Origin of the sequence: Mycobacterium sp., from assembly GCF_965229105.1 — a bacterium.
Lineage (GTDB): Bacteria > Actinomycetota > Actinomycetes > Mycobacteriales > Mycobacteriaceae > Mycobacterium.
Genome location: NZ_OZ245858.1, coordinates 5,042,280 through 5,059,645, shown reverse-complemented (window position 1 = coordinate 5,059,645; position 17,366 = coordinate 5,042,280). Strand labels below are relative to the sequence as shown.

The following is a 17,366-nucleotide window of genomic DNA, read 5'->3' as shown; positions in this document are numbered from 1 at the left end:
ACTGGTCAACGGTATTGGTACGAAGTGACAGAAATGTGACCAGTGCGACACTCCGTCGACCTTTCTGGGTAAACGCGGTCTTCGCAGGTCAGGGGTGCCTGGGCGGGTACAGTGCTGACCGTGCGGAGAGGGCCACGGGTGACGGGACCCAGCGGAGAAGCTGGCGTCAAAGTCGACGCGCGTAGTGAACGCTGGCGCGAACATCGGAAAAAGGTCCGCGGCGAGATCGTCGATGCCTCATTCCGTGCCATCGACCGCCTTGGCCCCGAGCTGAGCCTGCGTGAAATCGCCGAGGAGGCCGGCACCGCCAAGCCGAAGATCTACCGGCACTTCACCGATAAATCCGATTTGTTCGGCGCTATCGGCGAACGGCTGCGCGACATGCTGTGGGCGGCCATCTTCCCGGTGATCAACCTGGCCACCGACCCGGCCAGTGTCGTAATTCAGCGAAGTGTCGAGCAGTACGTCTATCTCGTCGATGAACATCCAAATGTGCTGCGGTTCGTCATCCAGGGCAGGTTTCCCGAGCAGTCCGAGTCAACGATGCGTGCTGTCAACGAGGGCCGTGAGATCACCTTGGCGATGGCCGAGATGTTCAACAACGAACTGCGGGAGATGGAATTAGACCGCGCCGCAATCGAACTGGCGGCCTTCGCCACCTTCGGGACGGCGGCGTCGGCGACCGACTGGTGGCTGGGATCCAAACCGGACACCCCCCGCCGCATGCCTCGCGAAGATTTCATTGCGCATCTGTCCACGATCATGCTCGGCGTGATCAACGGAACCACCGCCTTGCTCGGGATCAAAATCGATCCCGATCTCCCGATTCACAAGGCGGTGCCGCGCGAGCAGGCGGTCAGCTAGGCGCGCCTAGCTTTCGGTCTGGCCCGGACGGAGCAGCAATTGCGTCGATCGATCGCCAATCTGTCGACCTGACCAGCGAAAAGTATCCAGTACCCGCGTTCCCAGGTACCGTTGACGTCATGACGGATACGCAGCCGGTGCACACCCGCGCGCTGATCATCGGCACGGGATTCTCGGGTCTGGGGATGGCGATCGCGCTGCAGAAGCAGGGGGTGGACTTCGTCATCCTGGAGAAGGCAGACGAGATCGGCGGCACCTGGCGGGACAACACCTATCCGGGCTGCGCCTGCGACATCCCATCGCACATGTACTCGTTCTCCTTTGAGCCCAAGCCGGACTGGCGGCACATGTGGTCGTTCCAGCCGGAGATTTTCGACTACCTCAAAGGCGTCACCGAGAAATATCGGCTGCGGCCGTCCATCCGGTTCGGCATGCACGTCGATCGCGCCCACTGGGATGAGGGCGAGATGCGCTGGCACGTCTTCACCAAGGATGGAAGCGAATTCGTGGCGCAGTTCCTGGTCTCCGGCGCCGGGGGACTGCACATCCCGCTGATCCCGGACATCCCAGGCCTGGACGAATTTGGCGGCGCCGCATTCCATTCCGCGCAGTGGGACGCGTCGGTCGACATCATGGGTAAGCGCGTCGCGGTGATCGGAACCGGTGCCAGTGCGATTCAGATCGTGCCCGAGATCGTCGCCGACGTCGCACAGTTACAGCTCTACCAGCGCACCCCGGCCTGGGTGATGCCGCGGCCGAACAATCCCATCCCCGAGCGGCTGCGGCAGATCTTCACCCGCGTTCCGGGCACCCGCGCGTTGATGCGCGCAGGTATCTACTGGGTGCATGAGGCCGTCGGTTTCGCGATGACGCGCCAGCCCCGGCTGCTGACCATCGGCGAGTGGCTGGGTAAGTGGAATATCCGGCGCAGCATCAAAGACCCGGAACTGCGCCGCAAGCTCACCCCCGATTATCGGGCCGGTTGTAAGCGAATCCTGAACTCCGACAAGTACTACCGCGGTATCGCCAACCCGAAGACCGAGGTGATCACCGACCGGATCGAACGGTTCACGCCAACGGGGATGGTCACCTCAGACGGTACGGAGCGCGCCGTCGACGTGGTGGTGTTCGCCACCGGATTCCACGTCACCGACTCCTACACATACGTCGATATCAAGGGCCCGGACGGTGAGGACCTGGTCGACCGCTGGAACCGCGAGGGGATCGCGGCCCTGCGCGGTATCGCCGTCGCGGGGATGCCGAACCTGTTCTTCCTGCTCGGACCCAACACCGCCCTTGGGCACAACTCGGTGGTGTTCATGATCGAATCGCAGATCCGCTACGTGGCCCAGGCGATCGCCGCGGTGGACCGGGCCGGGGCGACTGCACTGACGCCGACGCGGGCCGCACAGGACCGCTACAACGCCGAGCTGCAGGAACAACTCGCCGGTACGGTCTGGAGCACCGGGGGATGTCAGAGCTGGTACCTCGATTCCCATGGCGTCAACCGCACCTTGTGGAGCGGTATGACGTGGCAGTACTGGCTGGCCACCAGGTCACTCGACGTCACCGAATACCAGCTTCTGGGCACGCGCTGAAAAACTCGTCCGACACAACGTGTTGTGTTGCGGCGTGTCGTCGGACCCCAGTTGTAGTGTTGCGGTCACTAGCCCGACATACACAATCATCACTGCCTAAAGGGGTCCCCGGTGTCCGATGGAATGAAGCTGATCGACCGCGTATCGGCCATCAACTGGAACCGCGTTCAGGACGATAAGGACGCCGAGGTGTGGGACCGGCTGACTGGTAATTTCTGGTTGCCCGAGAAGGTCCCGGTGTCCAACGACATCCCCTCATGGGGCACGCTCACCGCTCACGAAAAGCAGCTCACCATGCGGGTGTTCACCGGTCTGACCCTGCTGGACACCATTCAGGGCACAGTGGGCGCGGTCAGCCTGATCCCCGATGCGCTGACTCAGCATGAGGAAGCCGTCTACACCAACATCGCGTTCATGGAGTCGGTGCACGCCAAGAGCTACAGCAATATCTTCTCCACGCTGTGCTCGACGGTCGAGATCGACGAGGCGTTCCGCTGGTCGGAGGAAAACCCCAACCTGCAGCGCAAGGCCGAGATCGTGATGAACTTCTACAAGGGCGACGATCCGCTGAAGCGCAAGGTGGCCTCCACGCTGCTGGAGAGCTTCCTGTTCTACTCGGGCTTCTACCTGCCGATGTACTGGAGCAGCCGGGCCAAGCTGACCAACACCGCCGATATGATCCGGCTGATCATCCGCGACGAGGCCGTGCACGGCTATTACATCGGCTACAAGTTCCAGAAGGGGTTGGCGCTGGCCGATGAAGCGCGCAAGGCCGAGCTGAAGGACTACACCTATGAGCTGCTGTTCGAGCTCTACGACAACGAGGTCGAGTACACCCAGGACCTCTACGACGAGGTCGGCCTGACCGAGGACGTCAAGAAGTTCCTGCGCTACAACGCCAACAAGGCCCTGATGAACCTCGGCTACGAAGCGTTGTTCCCCAAGGACGAGACCGACGTCAACCCGGCAATCCTGTCAGCGCTGTCACCCAACGCCGACGAGAATCACGACTTCTTCTCCGGCTCGGGGTCGAGCTATGTGATCGGCAAAGCCATCAACACCGAAGACGAGGACTGGAACTTCTAGAACACGCTGCCTTCGCGGTTACTCGAAGATCTTGCCGGGATTGAGAATCCCATGCGGGTCGAGAGCGTTCTTGACCGAACGGTGCATGGCGATGACGACAGGATCGAGCTCTTTGGCCAGACCTGCCATCTTGAGCAGACCCACGCCGTGCTCGCCGGTGACAGTCCCGCCGAGTTCCAGTGCGGCGTCGATGATCTCGGCGAACGCTGCTTGCGCGCGCACGCGGGCGTCGTCGTCATCGTGTGGCGTGATCAGCAGGGGATGCAGGTTTCCATCACCGGCGTGAGCGATATTGGCGATCGTGACGCCAGATCGTTCACCGATGCGCTCGATTCGCGAGAGCATCTCGGCGACATGGCGTTTGGGGACGCAGACATCTTCGGTGAGCACTGGGCCGAGCCGCTCCATCGCGGGGTAAGCCAGACGTCGGGCGGCAAACAATGCGTCGGCCTCCTGCTGATCGGTCGACAGCGCCGACCAGGACGCCCCCGCTTCGTCGAAGCACGCGAGCATTTTCTGCGCTTCCTGCAGCCCCGTCGGGTCCGGCGTGTCCACACGCCCCAGCAGCACGACGTTGGCGTCGACGGACAACCCCATGTTCTTCCAGGCATCCACTGCGACAAGGCACTGCCGGTCAACCAGTTCTAGTGCCGATGGCGTCAGCCCCGCTGCGGCGACAGCCGCGACGGCCCGACCTGCATCGACAACGGAGTCGAAGTAACCCGCGATGGTCCGCTGTGGTTCCTGCAGCGGGCGAAGCTTGACCACGATCTCGGTGATGATCCCGAGGGTTCCCTCAGAACCGACCATCAGACCCGCGAGATCGTAACCGGCAACGCCTTTTGCGGTGGTGCGGCCCAGTCGCACGATGTCACCTGTGCCGGTCACGACCTGCATGCCCATGACGTAATCGCGGGTCACTCCGTACTTGACGCAACACAGCCCGCCGGCATTGGTGGCCACGTTGCCGCCGATGGTGGACCAGGGTGAACTCGCCGGATCCGGTGGGTACCACAGGCCATGTTCGGCACACGCGGCGCGGAGATCGTCGTTCACCACGCCGGCTTCGACGACCGCATACCGTTCGAGAACGTCGATGTCCTTGATCGCGGTCATCGCCTCGAGCGTGACCACGACGCTGCCAGCGGTGGCGTTGGCGCCCCCCGACAATCCGGTGCCCGCGCCACGGGTCACCACGGCGGTCCGCTGGTCGATGCACGCCAGCACGACTGCGGCCACCTCCTCGACGCAGGTGGCCCGCACGACGGCCAGCGGCGATGAGTGCGGTGCCCACTCGGCCTCGTCGTGCTCGTAGGCGGCCATGATGTCGCGGTCGAGCAGGAGTCGCTCGGCGGGGATGCTCCGCCGCAACGCATCGATCAGCATCGGGTGGCCTGACACTCCACGACCGTACGCCGGAACGAACGAACGGGCGCGAATACCAAGAGGTTTCGCGCCCGTTCGGTCGTTGCTGCGGACAGATCAGGTCCGTTCGTGGGTGTCTTCCATGACGGTGCGACCGATTTCGGCGTAGATCGCCGGCTTGGCCGAGCGCAGCCACAGGGCGTAGACGAGCCCGATCAGGAACGCCCCGAGGATCATGTACGGGGCCACCTTGAACACGTCGGACTTCGCAGCCAGACCGGCCGCGAACTCGCGGTTGTCCCAGAGCAGCCAGACCACGTACAGCATCGCCAGGCCACCGATCAACGGGCAGATCAGGGTGGTGATGATGTTGCCCTTATGGGTCTTCTTCACCCAGAAGTACCAGATCACCGCCGCCGAGCAGATGGCCTGCACCAGCAGGATGGCGGCGGTACCGATCAGGGCCAGCAGGCCGTAGATGTTGACGTAGGGCACCAGCGCCGGGGTATCGACGGGAACACCGTCGGCGTCGGGCACCTGCACCGCGGTGAAGAACGCGAACGCCAGCACGATCACCAGCGTGATCACGCTCTGGATCGTGGAGGCGATCCACGGCGAGCCATGCTGGGGATGGGTGTTGCCGATGGTCCGCTTGACCTTCTCCGACGGAATCTCCCGCGCCAGGGCGAACAAGTAGCGCGAGGCCGCGTTGTGGAACGCCAGTGCGCAGGCGAAGGAGCCGATCACCAGCAAGGCCTTGTAGATGTCCAGCACGATGCCGCCGAGGTTGCCGCTGACCAGGCCGAAGAACAGGTCGAGCGGCGACGCGCTGATGGACGTCTCGACGGACGTCTTGGCGCCGTTGCCTGCGATGACCATCGCCGAGATGAACGTGTAGAACAGGCCGAGGCCCACCACCGCGATAATGGTCGCCCTTGGGATGATCTTCTTGGGATTGCGCGACTCCTCGCCGTAGACCGCGGTGGTCTCGAAGCCGACCCACGACCAGAAGGCGAAGAACAGGCCGATGGCCATCGATCCGGCGGCGGCAGCGGTGCCGAAGGCTCCGGCGGGCAGGCCCTCGAACGCGTTGTTGAGCAGCACGGTCTGGTTGAGCATGAACCCGTCGGGTCCGCCGCCCTTGAAGATCACCGAGAAGGCGAGCGCGAACAGGATGAGCACTTCCGCGGTCAGGGTGACGCCGAGGATGGCTGCGGTGAGGCTGATATCGAAGTAGCACAGCAATGCGATGGCGACGATCGCGACGATGGCGATCACCAGCCAGGGGATGTTCACGCCGAAGATGGTGTTGATGGCGTCGTTGGCGAAGTACGCGCAGCCGCCGATCAGGGAGCCTTCGAACACCACATAAGCGAAGGTCGCCAGCACACCACTGGCCATTCCCCACACTTGGCCCAGCCCGTGCGAGATGAAGCCGTAGAAGGCGCCGGTGGTGGTGATATGCCTGGCCATGGCCACATAGCCGAGCGCGAACAACGTCAGGATGATCGTCGCGAACAGGAAGCCGGCGGGGGCGCCGAGGCCGTTACCGAACCCAACTGCGATCGGCACATTGCCAGTCATAGCGGTGATCGGTGCAGCATTGGCCACGGCCATGAAAATGACGGCGATGATTCCGATGGACCCCTTTTTCAGGCCTGACGGCCCATTAGGAGTGTCGGTCGTGGCTGCGGATTCAGTCGACACCGCGGGCCTCCTCAGTCGGAACGGACAGCTGAAAGTGCCGCAACGCTGCGGTTCTGGTGTGAGCGTCGCATCCCGGCGCCGACTCGACAACTCGGGGAGCGATATTTCCTGGCAACTGACAGGTTGGGCGCGGTGGAGACGGGCTTGCGTCGGCGATGAACGACCGGTGAATGACGGGCGAACTGTCCAGCCCGACAGTGGCGCATGTGCTGCGATGTGGCCAGACTTGGCCCGTGACTACCACTTCTTCACTATTGGGCCGCGTCCTCAACTGGCTGCGGGCCGGCTACCCCGAAGGGGTTCCCGGCGACGACCGGGTCCCGTTGCTGGCACTGCTACGCGCGACTCCGCTGACTGACGAGCAGATCAAAGAGGTAGTCCGTCACCTCACCGCCGCTGATTCGCCAGCGCTGGTTGATGGTCAGATCGACAAGGACGAGATCGAGGCGTTCATCGCCGAGGTCACCCATCACGATGCCGGACCCGAGAACGTCCACCGTGTCGCAGCCAAACTCGCTGCAGCTGGTTGGCCGCTGGCCGGCGTCGGCGATTCTTCTGCCTGAACCTCCCAAGACAATCGGCGGCCGCCCCCGGTGGGGACGGCCGCCGATTGTGTGTCTAGGGACTCAGATGGTGGCGGTATCGATGACGAAGCGGTAGCGCACGTCGCTGGCGAGCACGCGCTCGTAGGCCTCGTTGACATACGACGCCTCGATGACCTCGATCTCGGGGGTGACGTCGTGCTCGGCGCAGAAGTCGAGCATCTCCTGGGTTTCCGGGATGCCGCCGATCATCGAACCGGACAGGTTCCGGCGGTACGCACCCAGCGGGAAGAACGGGACGACCAGCGGCTTCTCCGGCGCGCCCAGCTCGACAAGGGTGCCGTCGGTGGCCAGCAGGCCCAGGTAGGCACCCATCTCGAGATTGGCCGACACGGTGTTGAGGATGAGGTCGAACTTTCCGGCCAGCGTGGTGAACGTGTCCGGGTCACTGGTGGCGTAGTACTCGTCGGCGCCCAGGCGCAGACCGTCTTCCATCTTCTTCAGCGACTGGCTGAGCACGGTGACCTCGGCGCCCATTGCGTGCGCGAGTTTGACGCCCATGTGACCGAGGCCGCCCAGGCCGATGATGGCGACCTTCTTGCCGGGACCGGCATTCCAGTGCTTGAGCGGGGAGAACAGGGTTACGCCTGCGCACAGCAGGGGAGCCGCCTTGTCCAGCGGAATGCTGTCGGGGATGTTGAGGACGTAGTTCTCGTCGACAACGGTCGCCTGGCTGTAACCGCCGTAGGTCGGGGTGCCGTCCTTGCCGATGGCGTTGTAGGTGCCGACCATGCCGCCCTCGCCGGTGCAGTACTGCTGCAGACCGGCCTTGCAGTTATCGCATTCGCGGCAGGAGTCGACGAAGCAGCCGACGCCGACATGGTCGCCGACCTTGAACTTGGTGACCTCGGAGCCGACCTCGGTGACCACGCCGGCCAGTTCGTGACCGGCAACCACGGGGTAATTCGCCGGGCCCCATTCGCCCTTCACAGTGTGGATATCGGAGTGGCAGATGCCGGCGAACTTGATGTCGAAGGCGACATCGTGCGGGCCGACGTCGCGGCGCTCGATGGTGGTCTTGGTCAACGGTTCGGTGGCCGACGTGGCGGCGTACGCGGAAACGGTGGTGGTCATGTGGTTGCGTGCCCTCTTTGATTCGATGTAAGCGATTCGTCCGCTAAAAATCCTAGCGACGTTAACTGTGTACGGCGCGACGGTGCGCCCCGAGCTATCCCAACCGACATCATCACCGGTTTAGTTCCGGACGTGGATGAAGTGTTTGTTACAAACCGGGAGCGCGGCCCCCGCCGGTGAAGCTGACCCGGTCGTAGCGCACCAGCCCTGCCTGCGTATATGGGTCGGCGGCCATCAGTTCCTCCGCGGCCTCAGTACTGATATCGCCCGTGACGAGAATCCCACCCTGCCCCGACTCGAGGCGGCCCGTCAGAATCAGCCGCCCGGCCTCGATCTCAGCCTGCAACCAGACCAGGTGAGCGGGTCTCACCTCGGCGACGGCGTCGGCGGGCTGGGTATAGGTCAGAGTCAAAACGTGGAACACGGCGTGAGATTAGCAGTGATCCACGTGGCGTCAGAGAGTCGAATTGTCGATGACAAACCGGTACCGCACGTCGCTGGCCAGCACGCGTTCGTAGGCCTCGTTGACGTAGGAGGCCTCGATGACCTCGATCTCGGGTGTGACGTCATGTTCGGCGCAGAAGTCCAACATCTCCTGAGTCTCCGGAATACCCCCGATGCTCGACCCGGCCAAGCTGCGACGGCCGCCGCCGAGCGGGAAGAACGGCACCGCCATCGGATGTTCGGGCGCTCCGACCTGGACCAGGGTTCCGTCAACGGTGAGCAGACTGAGGTAGGGGCCCATATCGAGGTTGGCCGACACCGTGTTGATGATCAAGTCGAACGTCCCGGCCAGCGTGGTGAAGGTGTCCGGGTCGCTGGTGGCGTAGTACTCGTCGGCGCCCAGGCGTAGACCGTCTTCCATCTTCTTCAGCGACTGGCTGAGCACGGTCACCTCGGCGCCCATCGCGTGTGCGATCTTCACGCCCATGTGGCCGAGTCCGCCCAGGCCGACGACGGCTACTTTCTTTCCCGGGCCTGCACCCCAGTGGCGCAGGGGCGAATAGAGCGTGATGCCGGCGCAGAGCAGGGGAGCGGCCTTGTCCAGCGGAATGCTGTCGGGGATGTTCAGCACGTAGTTCTCGTCCACCACGGTCGCGGCGCTGTAGCCGCCGTAGGTCGGGGTGCCGTCCTTGCCGATGGCGTTATAGGTGTCGACCATGCCGCCCTCGCCGGTGCAGTACTGCTGCAGGCCGGCCGTGCACTGAGCGCATTCGCGGCAGGAGTCGACGAAGCAGCCGACGCCGACATGGTCGCCGACCGTGAACTTGGTGACCGCGGAGCCGACCTCGGTGACCACACCGGCCAGTTCGTGGCCTGCGACGACGGGGTAGTTGGCCGGGCCCCATTCACCCTTCACGGTGTGGATATCGGAGTGGCAGATGCCGGCGAACTTGATGTCGAAGGCCACATCGTGCGGGCCGACGTCGCGGCGCTCGATGGTGGTCTTGGTCAACGGCGCAGTGGCCGACGTGGCGGCGTAGGCGGAAACGGTGGTGGTCATGCGGTGCGATTTTTCCGCAGTCCTGTGACCGGCGAATTACGCCAGGGCGTGTTTACCGGACTTAGTTGATCGGCGCGTTCAGCCAGCGCAGGTCGGCAACGACAGCGCGCGCGGCCACCAGTCCTTGCCCACGCTGCCATATCTCGTTGTTGACGACGAACACCCGGTTGTCCCGGACCGCGGACAGCGCCCGCCAGGCGTCGCTGTCCATCACGGTGGCGGCGCGCCCTTTGGCGGCGGGGGAGTCGAACGATACGTAGATGATGTCGCCGTCGGCGGCTGACAGATCCGTCGCCGAGTCGGACAGTTCGACGAACGGTTTGTCGGTAAACCGTTGGGATGCAGGACGATCGGCTCCGACGGCGGTCAGCACGCTGCCCGGGAAGTTATCGGTCCCGTAGACCCGCACGGTGTCTTCGGTGAGCTGCACCACCGACGCCTGGTAGTGCTCTGCGTCAGCGGCGACACCGGACTGTTTGGCAGAAGAGGTGAAATCGGCGATCAATTCATCAGCGGCGCCGGCCCGACCTGTCGCGGCCCCGACTGCACGCAGGGTGTCCTGCCAGCCGGCGCCGGGCGCAGCGGTGAACACCGTCGGCGCGATCGCCAGGAACTGTCCGTAATCGTCGGGCGTCAGCGCCGCGGAACCGAGAATCAGCTCCGGTTTGGCCGCTGCGATCGCAGCCATATCCGGTGCGCTGCGGCTTCCGGCGGGAGGCACGTTGTGGATGACGGTGCCCAGATAGGACGGCTGCGATTCGGAGCCGTCGGGCAGCGCGGCCGCGACAATCCGCGACTGCAGACCGAGCGCGCACAGAGCGTCGAGCTGATCGCCGGCCAGGACCACGATGCGCTGCGGATCGGCCGGGACGTCGATATCGCCGCGGGAGGTCCCGCTGCTGACCGGTCGGGTCGGTCCGCCGGGATCGAGCGCCGCAGCATCAGCGGCACAGGATTCGTCGGGCCTGCGGTCATTGCCCAGAACGCCCGCCCCGGCGACCTTCGTCGTGCTGGTGATCACACTGGACTCGGAGGCGACCGGAACCTCGCCTGCGGGCGTCGAGCAACTGGTGCAGACCGTGGCGACGATGGCAACCAGAGCGGCGGTCGTGGCGGCGAGAACGCCTGGTCGAATCCGACTCAACAGCACGGCCCGACGGTAACATCCAGCCCCGGCGATACCGGTCCGCCGACATCTACGACAGATTGTCGGACCCGGGCCGACACGGGGCCACGCGGGGGATAGGATTCGGGGAGTAGTTACCGGACTCTCTCGGCCGGGCCCCGCTGCCTCGTTCCGGATTTAGATGTTTGGAGAAGCTCTTGACCGCCGAAGCCCCCCCGCTTGGAGAACTCGAGGCCACGCGTCCCTACAAGGAACGCATGGGCCCCAAGGGCAACCTGATCTACAAGCTGATCACGACGACCGATCACAAGTTGATCGGCATCATGTACTGCGTCGCCTGCTTCATCTTCTTCTTCATCGGCGGCCTGATGGCCCTGCTGATGCGCACCGAGCTTGCGGTGCCGGGTCTGCAGTTCCTGTCCAACGAGCAGTACAACCAGCTGTTCACCATGCATGGCACGGTGATGCTGCTGTTCTATGCGACGCCCATCGTCTTCGGGTTCGCGAACCTGGTGCTGCCGCTGCAGATCGGCGCTCCTGACGTTGCCTTCCCGCGGCTGAATGCGTTCTCGTTCTGGCTGTTCCTGTTCGGTGCGCTGATCGCGATCGCCGGTTTCATCACCCCCGGTGGTGCCGCCGACTTCGGCTGGACCGCCTATACGCCGCTGACCGACGCCATCCACTCCCCGGGAGCCGGCGCCGACCTGTGGATCATGGGCCTGGCCGTCGGTGGTCTTGGCACCATCCTCGGTGGGGTCAACATGATCACCACCGTGGTCTGCATGCGCGCGCCCGGTATGACGATGTTCCGGATGCCGATCTTCACCTGGAACATCCTGGTGACCTCGATCCTGGTGCTGCTGGCCTTCCCGCTGCTGACCGCCGCGCTGTTCGGCCTGGCCGCTGACCGCCACCTCGGTGCGCACGTCTATGACCCCGCCAACGGTGGTGTCCTGTTGTGGCAGCACCTGTTCTGGTTCTTCGGCCACCCCGAGGTGTACATCATCGCGCTGCCGTTCTTCGGCATCGTCAGTGAGATATTCCCGGTGTTCAGCCGCAAGCCGATCTTCGGGTACACCACGCTGATCTACGCGACGCTGTCGATCGCCGCGCTGTCGGTCGCGGTGTGGGCCCACCACATGTACGCCACGGGTGCGGTGCTGCTGCCGTTCTTCTCGTTCATGACATTCCTGATCGCCGTGCCCACCGGGATCAAGTTCTTCAACTGGATCGGCACGATGTGGAAGGGACAGCTCACGTTCGAGACGCCGATGCTGTTCTCGGTCGGCTTCCTGGTGACCTTCCTGCTCGGTGGTCTGTCCGGTGTGCTGCTGGCCAGCCCGCCGATCGACTTCCATGTCACCGACTCCTATTTCGTCATCGCGCACTTCCATTACGTGCTGTTCGGCACCATCGTGTTCGCCACGTACGCCGGCATCTACTTCTGGTTCCCGAAGATGACCGGCCGCCTGCTCGACGAACGCCTGGGCAAGCTGCATTTCTGGTTGACGTTCATCGGTTTCCACGTCACGTTCCTGGTGCAGCACTGGCTCGGCAATGAGGGCATGCCGCGGCGCTACGCGGATTACCTGCCCACCGACGGGTTCACCACGCTGAACATCGTCTCGACCGTCGGCGCGTTCATCCTCGGAATCTCGACCGTGCCCTTTGTCTGGAACGTGTTCAAGAGCTGGCGCTACGGCGAGGTCGTCACGGTCGACGATCCCTGGGGTTACGGCAACTCCCTGGAGTGGGCGACCAGTTGCCCGCCGCCGCGGCACAACTTCACCGAGCTGCCCCGGATCCGGTCCGAGCGGCCGGCGTTCGAGCTGCACTACCCGCACATGGTCGAGCGGATGCGCGCCGAGGCGCACATCGGTGGCGGTAAGCACCCGCCGCACGGTGACGTCACCGCGCTTGACGATGCAAACGTCCGCACCTGACGGTCGTAAGGGCCACGGGCGGTCGATTTCGGAGTGAATAGTTCGAAGGTGTCGGTGCTGATCACTGTCACCGGTGTCGATCAGCCAGGTGTCACGTCGGCGCTCTTCGAGGTGCTTTCGCAGCACAAAGTAGAGCTGCTCAATGTTGAACAGGTGGTCATCCGTGGCCGGCTGACGCTCGGCGTACTGGTCTCGTGCGCCAGGGAAGTGGGCGACAGCCTGGACTTCCACGAGCAGGTCCGGGCCGCCATCGCCAGGGTCGGCCTGGACGTCGCCATCGAACGAAGCTACGACTCGGCGATCCTGACCGAGCCCTCGACACACACCATCGTGGTGCTCGGTCGCCCGATCACCGCGCAGACCTTCGGCGTACTGGCGAAGGAGGCGGCCGCCCTCGGCGTCAACTTCGACACCATCCGCGGAGTCTCCGACTATCCCGTCACCGGTTTGGAGCTGCGGGTTTCGGTACCGCCCGGCGTCGGCGGGCAGTTGCAAGCCGCGCTGGCCAAGGTCGCCGCGGACGAGGGCGTGGATCTGGCGCTGGAGGATTACAGCCTGTCCCGGCGCGCCAAGCGGCTCATCGTGTTCGACGTGGACTCCACGCTGATCCAGGGTGAAGTCATCGAGATGCTGGCCGCCAGGGCAGGCGCCGAGGCCAAGGTCGCCCAGATCACCGAGGCGGCGATGAACGGTGAACTCGATTTCGCCGACTCGCTACGGGAACGGGTTGCGACGCTGGCCGGGCTGCCCGCCGAAGTGCTCGATGATGTCGCCGATCAGATCGAACTGACCGCGGGTGCCCGCACCACGTTACGGACGTTGCGGCGTTTGGGTTTCTACTGCGGCGTGGTCTCCGGCGGATTCCGTCAGGTGATCGACCCGCTGGCGCACGAGCTGAAGCTGGACTTCGTGGCGGCCAACGAGCTGGAGATCGTGGACGGCAAGCTGACCGGCCGGGTCATCGGGGAGATCATCGACCGGCCGGGAAAAGCCAAGGCGCTGAGGGACTTCGCCAATCAGGTGGGTGTGCCGATGGCACAGACCGTGGCCGTCGGCGACGGCGCCAACGATATCGACATGTTGGCTGCGGCGGGCCTGGGTGTGGCCTTCAATGCCAAGCCCGCGCTGCGTGAGGTTGCCGACGCTTCGCTGAGCCACCCGTATCTCGATACCGTGTTGTTCATCCTCGGCGTCACCCGTGGCGAGATCGAAGCCGCCGACGCCGTCGACGGTCTGGTGCGTCGGGTGGATATCCCGCCGGACTAGATGACCACGTTGCGTGGTTGCGCCGTGACGCCACCAGTGACCGAATGCCAAGCGCGCGCAAGCAATTCGACCGCACCGCGCAGCTCATCCGCCGGCAGCGTGTAGGGCACCCGGATATAGCGTTCCAGCGTGCCGTCAACGCCGAACCGCGGCCCCGGTGGCAGGTCGACACCGAGGCGCGACGCGGCGGCCGATAACGCCGAACTCATCGGAGCGGGTAGTCGCACCCACAGCGCCAGTCCACCGGCGGGCCACTGCCCGCTGCTGACCGGCCGCCAGTCGGGCAGATGTTGCGCCAATAGTGCTGTCATCAAGGTTCTGCCGTTTTTGACCAGCTCCCTGCGTGCTGGTAGCACGGTATCTTCGACCGCGAGAAGCTTTGCCGCAGTGAGCTGTTCGAGGATCGGGGTGCCCAGATCGATCGAGGGCCGGACCGCGGCCACGGTTGCCAGCGTCGAGCGCTCGGCGCGAATCCAGCCGACGCGCAACCCACCCCAGAACGATTTGGACATCGATCCGACGGTGAGCACCAGGTCATGGCGGCTGGTCATCGCCGCGGCCATCGGTGGTGGTACCGGCTCGTCGAGCCACATATCGACCATCGTTTCGTCGATGATGGTGCGAGTGCGGGTCTCGGCGATGATGTGCGCCAACCGGTTTCGGGACGGCGCCGGCATCGTCAGACCGACCGGATTGTGGTTGTCGGGCATCAGGTAGGCCAGGTTGGGGGCCAGTTGGCGGACGGCGAACTGCAGCGCGTCGAGGTCCCACACGTCGTCGGTGGCTTCGGGATTGAGTGCGACCGGAACCGGCCGCGCACCGGCGGCGGCGATCGCGGCCAGCGCACCGTGGAAGGTCGGTTGCTCGACCAGCACCCGGTCGCCGGGCTGGATGAAGGTGGCCAGGATCAGCCCAATGGCCTGCAGAGCGCCGCTGGTGACCATGATTTCCTCAGGTGAGGTCGGCAGGCCGCGGGCGGTGTACCGATCGGCGATGGCGGCACGCAGTGGCGCCACCCCGGCCAGTTCGAGACCCGGTGTGTGCAGATAGGGCATCACCTCTTCGGCGGCAGCGGCGACCGCGGCGACGACAGCGGAGACCGGCGCGGACATCGCAGCGGCGGCGAGGTTGACGGTGATTCCCTGGGCCGCCATATCTGTGGTCGGGGCGGCCGGTGTCGGGATGGTGGGCAGCGCTGTAACGCTGCGTGCGCCGGGGCGGGAGAGCAGATAACCGTCCTCGCCGAGTTGTGTGTATGCCGACGTCACCGTGGTCCTCGACACCCGCAGGGCGTCGGACAGGACGCGCTCGCTGGGCAGCTGCGCCCCGATTGGCAACCGCCCGTCGATGATCAGCAGTCGGATTCCGTCGGCCAGGCCGCGATAGACCGGGCCTGACCCACTGGCTGTCCGCCAGTTGCCCAATTCGCGGGCCAGCCGGTCGGGATCGAGCCTGCGGGGACGTGTGGGAGCCACCATTGGAGCCAGTATTCACGAACTGGCTATTGAAGGGCAAGCCAGTTGATCAGATTATCGACGTATGAACAGAAACTGGATATCTCGACTTGCCGGATATTCACTGCGCGCCACCCGGAGCATGCGCTCATCGTTGGCCGCCCTGCGGTCCAACGATTTCTACGTCGACTCCGATCTCGACGGCCGCCGGTTGCGCAGTGAACTCAACGCCATCCGGTCGCGGTATCAGGACCACTCGTGACGAGGCGCGCTGCCGTCACCAACGCGGTGGGTCGTGGCTCCGCACTGTTGATCGGCCTGATGGGCTACGGCTTCTCGATGGCGCTGATGGTCCGCGCGGGCCTCGGCCTTGACCCGTGGGACGTTTTCCACCAGGGCCTGGCGCGGCATACCGGGATGACGATCGGGGTGGCCTCGGCAGTGGTCGGCGTCGCGGTGCTGCTGGCCTGGATTCCGTTGCGCAACCGGCCCGGCATCGGGACGATCGCCAACGTCATCGTCATCGCGGTCACCGTCGATGCCAGCCTGGCGGTGCTGCCGACACCGACCGCACTTCCGCTGCGGGTGGCGCTGATGCTCGGGGCGGTCCTGCTCAATGCGATCAGCACCGTGCTCTACATCGGTGCGGGTCTCGGGCCAGGACCACGCGACGGCCTGATGACCGGGCTGGTGGCGCGGACCGGGCTGTCGGTGCGGTTGGTCCGGACGTCCATCGAGGCCACCGTGCTGGTGACGGGCTGGCTCCTGGGCGGCACCGTCGGGGTCGGCACCGTGATCTACGCCCTGGGTATCGGCCCGCTGGTGCAGTTGATGCTGCGTCTCACGCCTGAACCCGTACTCGCCCGTAGCGGCTGGGCGTTTGCGGAGAACACCCTGACTAACATGAGCGAGTGCCCGAATCCGGACCCGACCCCACAGACGCGCCAAGCGACCCAGACCTGCTGATCGATTTCAGGAAGGTCTCGCTGCGCCGCGGCGGTCAGGTGCTGGTCGGGCCCATCACCTGGCAGGTCGAACTCGACGAACGATGGGTGGTCATCGGACCCAACGGGGCAGGCAAAACCTCACTGCTGCGGATCGCCGCGGCGATGGAGTACCCGTCGTCGGGTCGGGCCTACGTTCTCGGCGAGCGGCTGGGCCGCGTCGATATGTCCGAACTTCGCTCGCGCGTCGGTCTGAGCAGCTCGGCACTGTCGCAACGGATTCCTGACGACGAAGTGGTCCGCGATCTGGTGGTCTCCGCGGGTTACGCGGTGCTGGGCCGGTGGCGCGAGCAGTACGAGGACATCGACTATGCCCAAGCCGTAGACATGCTGGAAAGCCTCGGCGCCGAACACCTCGCCGAGCGGAGCTACGGCACGTTGTCCGAAGGTGAGCGCAAGCGGGTACTGATCGCCCGGTCGCTGATGACCGACCCGGAACTGCTGCTGCTCGACGAACCCGCCGCCGGACTCGACCTCGGCGGACGCGAAGAGCTCGTCTCGCGCCTGGCGGATCTGGCCGCAGATCCCGATGCGCCCGCGACGGTGCTGGTCACCCACCACGTCGAGGAGATCCCGCCCGGCTTCAGTCACTGCCTGATGCTCTCGGAAGGCAAGGTCGTGGCGGCCGGTCTGCTGACCGATGTGTTGACCTCAGAGAATCTGTCCAAGGCTTTCGGTCAGTCGATCACGCTCGATGTGCTCGACGGCCGCTATTTTGCGCGGCGGGTCCGCAGCCGCGCAGCCCACAGGAGGCGAGCGTGACCGAAACTCCC

16 protein-coding genes are annotated in these 17,366 nt (G+C 64.7%); 9 read left to right on the top strand and 7 right to left on the bottom strand.

All coding sequences use genetic code 11. From position 1 onward, the window contains the following. Positions 1–138: 138 nt before the first annotated feature. From ADBZ9O_RS23710 to nrdF, 3 genes are all read left to right on the top strand, one after another. Positions 139–864, top strand: a complete 726-nt coding sequence (locus ADBZ9O_RS23710; RefSeq protein ID WP_526525397.1) for a TetR/AcrR family transcriptional regulator — start codon at positions 139–141, stop codon at positions 862–864. 119 nt (positions 865–983) lie between these two features. Then, complete coding sequence (locus ADBZ9O_RS23705) at positions 984–2,462, top strand: flavin-containing monooxygenase (protein ID WP_526525396.1); 1,479 nt, start codon at positions 984–986, stop codon at positions 2,460–2,462. 123 nt (positions 2,463–2,585) lie between these two features. After that, on the top strand, positions 2,586–3,548 hold the full coding sequence (nrdF, locus tag ADBZ9O_RS23700) for a class 1b ribonucleoside-diphosphate reductase subunit beta (protein ID WP_526533426.1): 963 nt from the start codon (positions 2,586–2,588) through the stop codon (positions 3,546–3,548). A gap of 18 nt (positions 3,549–3,566) precedes the next feature. On the opposite strand, the gene ADBZ9O_RS23695 is transcribed toward nrdF, so the two are convergent. Together ADBZ9O_RS23695 and ADBZ9O_RS23690 are read right to left on the bottom strand one after the other, a co-directional pair. Next, the gene (locus ADBZ9O_RS23695; RefSeq protein WP_526533424.1) at positions 3,567–4,934 is read right to left on the bottom strand and encodes an FAD-binding oxidoreductase; all 1,368 of its coding nucleotides are present in this window, start codon (positions 4,932–4,934) and stop codon (positions 3,567–3,569) included. Between the two features lie 96 nt (positions 4,935–5,030). Further along, positions 5,031–6,620 carry an amino acid permease gene (locus ADBZ9O_RS23690; protein ID WP_526525395.1) on the bottom strand — a complete coding sequence of 530 codons (1,590 nt, stop codon included), beginning with the start codon at positions 6,618–6,620 and terminating at the stop codon, positions 5,031–5,033. Between the two features lie 233 nt (positions 6,621–6,853). Here ADBZ9O_RS23690 and ADBZ9O_RS23685 point away from each other — a divergent pair, with 233 nt between their 5' ends. Next, a complete protein-coding gene (locus ADBZ9O_RS23685; RefSeq protein WP_526525394.1) occupies positions 6,854–7,183 on the top strand; it encodes a DUF3349 domain-containing protein in 330 nt (109 codons plus the stop codon). A gap of 63 nt (positions 7,184–7,246) precedes the next feature. Here ADBZ9O_RS23685 and ADBZ9O_RS23680 read toward each other — a convergent pair whose 3' ends face one another. The 4 genes from ADBZ9O_RS23680 to ADBZ9O_RS23665 all read right to left on the bottom strand — a co-directional run bounded on the left by ADBZ9O_RS23680 (position 7,247) and on the right by ADBZ9O_RS23665 (position 10,950). Continuing rightward, positions 7,247–8,296, bottom strand: a complete 1,050-nt coding sequence (locus ADBZ9O_RS23680) for an NAD(P)-dependent alcohol dehydrogenase (protein WP_526525392.1) — start codon at positions 8,294–8,296, stop codon at positions 7,247–7,249. A 148-nt stretch (positions 8,297–8,444) separates the two neighbouring features. Then, positions 8,445–8,720, bottom strand: coding sequence for a YciI family protein (locus tag ADBZ9O_RS23675; protein ID WP_526525390.1), 276 nt, complete (start codon positions 8,718–8,720; stop codon positions 8,445–8,447). 30 nt (positions 8,721–8,750) lie between these two features. Beyond that, positions 8,751–9,800: an NAD(P)-dependent alcohol dehydrogenase gene (locus tag ADBZ9O_RS23670; RefSeq protein WP_526525389.1), complete on the bottom strand. Its 1,050-nt coding sequence runs from the start codon at positions 9,798–9,800 to the stop codon at positions 8,751–8,753. A 61-nt stretch (positions 9,801–9,861) separates the two neighbouring features. Further along, entirely contained in the window at positions 9,862–10,950 is a 1,089-nt protein-coding gene (locus tag ADBZ9O_RS23665; RefSeq protein WP_526525388.1) for an ABC transporter substrate-binding protein, read from the bottom strand. Positions 10,951–11,123: 173 nt separating this feature from the next. On the opposite strand from ADBZ9O_RS23665, the gene ctaD reads away from it, so the two are divergent. Both ctaD and serB read left to right on the top strand, forming a co-directional pair. Next, on the top strand, positions 11,124–12,869 hold the full coding sequence (gene ctaD / locus ADBZ9O_RS23660) for an aa3-type cytochrome oxidase subunit I (protein WP_526525387.1): 1,746 nt from the start codon (positions 11,124–11,126) through the stop codon (positions 12,867–12,869). Between the two features lie 33 nt (positions 12,870–12,902). Next, complete coding sequence (serB, locus tag ADBZ9O_RS23655; RefSeq protein ID WP_526525386.1) at positions 12,903–14,135, top strand: phosphoserine phosphatase SerB; 1,233 nt, start codon at positions 12,903–12,905, stop codon at positions 14,133–14,135. On the opposite strand, the gene yczR is transcribed toward serB, so the two are convergent. Continuing rightward, positions 14,132–15,613 carry a MocR-like transcription factor YczR gene (gene yczR / locus ADBZ9O_RS23650; protein WP_526525385.1) on the bottom strand — a complete coding sequence of 494 codons (1,482 nt, stop codon included), beginning with the start codon at positions 15,611–15,613 and terminating at the stop codon, positions 14,132–14,134. The two genes, serB and yczR, sit on opposite strands and share 4 nt — an antisense overlap. A 61-nt stretch (positions 15,614–15,674) precedes the next feature. On the opposite strand from yczR, the gene ADBZ9O_RS23645 reads away from it, so the two are divergent. Genes ADBZ9O_RS23645 through ADBZ9O_RS23635 form a run of 3 tightly spaced genes read left to right on the top strand, consistent with a single transcriptional unit; the run spans position 15,675 to position 17,355 of the window. Further along, entirely contained in the window at positions 15,675–15,851 is a 177-nt protein-coding gene (locus ADBZ9O_RS23645; RefSeq protein ID WP_526525384.1) for a hypothetical protein, read from the top strand. Between the two features lie 59 nt (positions 15,852–15,910). Next, entirely contained in the window at positions 15,911–16,555 is a 645-nt protein-coding gene (gene yczE, locus ADBZ9O_RS23640; RefSeq protein WP_526533422.1) for a membrane protein YczE, read from the top strand. Continuing rightward, positions 16,501–17,355, top strand: a complete 855-nt coding sequence (locus ADBZ9O_RS23635) for an ABC transporter ATP-binding protein (RefSeq protein WP_526525382.1) — start codon at positions 16,501–16,503, stop codon at positions 17,353–17,355. The genes yczE and ADBZ9O_RS23635 overlap by 55 nt, the downstream gene beginning before the upstream one ends. Positions 17,356–17,366 lie beyond the last annotated feature (11 nt).

Coding starts and splice junctions, on each gene's coding strand:
- ADBZ9O_RS23705 (WP_526525396.1), top strand. CDS start 984: ATGACGGATACGCAGCCGGTGCACACCCGCGCGCTGATCATCGGCACG.
- nrdF (WP_526533426.1), top strand. CDS start 2,586: ATGAAGCTGATCGACCGCGTATCGGCCATCAACTGGAACCGCGTTCAG.
- ADBZ9O_RS23645 (WP_526525384.1), top strand. CDS start 15,675: ATGAACAGAAACTGGATATCTCGACTTGCCGGATATTCACTGCGCGCC.
- yczR (WP_526525385.1), bottom strand. CDS start 15,613: ATGGTGGCTCCCACACGTCCCCGCAGGCTCGATCCCGACCGGCTGGCC.
- ADBZ9O_RS23695 (WP_526533424.1), bottom strand. CDS start 4,934: ATGCTGATCGATGCGTTGCGGCGGAGCATCCCCGCCGAGCGACTCCTG.
- yczE (WP_526533422.1), top strand. CDS start 15,911: ATGGGCTACGGCTTCTCGATGGCGCTGATGGTCCGCGCGGGCCTCGGC.
- ADBZ9O_RS23680 (WP_526525392.1), bottom strand. CDS start 8,296: ATGACCACCACCGTTTCCGCGTACGCCGCCACGTCGGCCACCGAACCG.
- ADBZ9O_RS23670 (WP_526525389.1), bottom strand. CDS start 9,800: ATGACCACCACCGTTTCCGCCTACGCCGCCACGTCGGCCACTGCGCCG.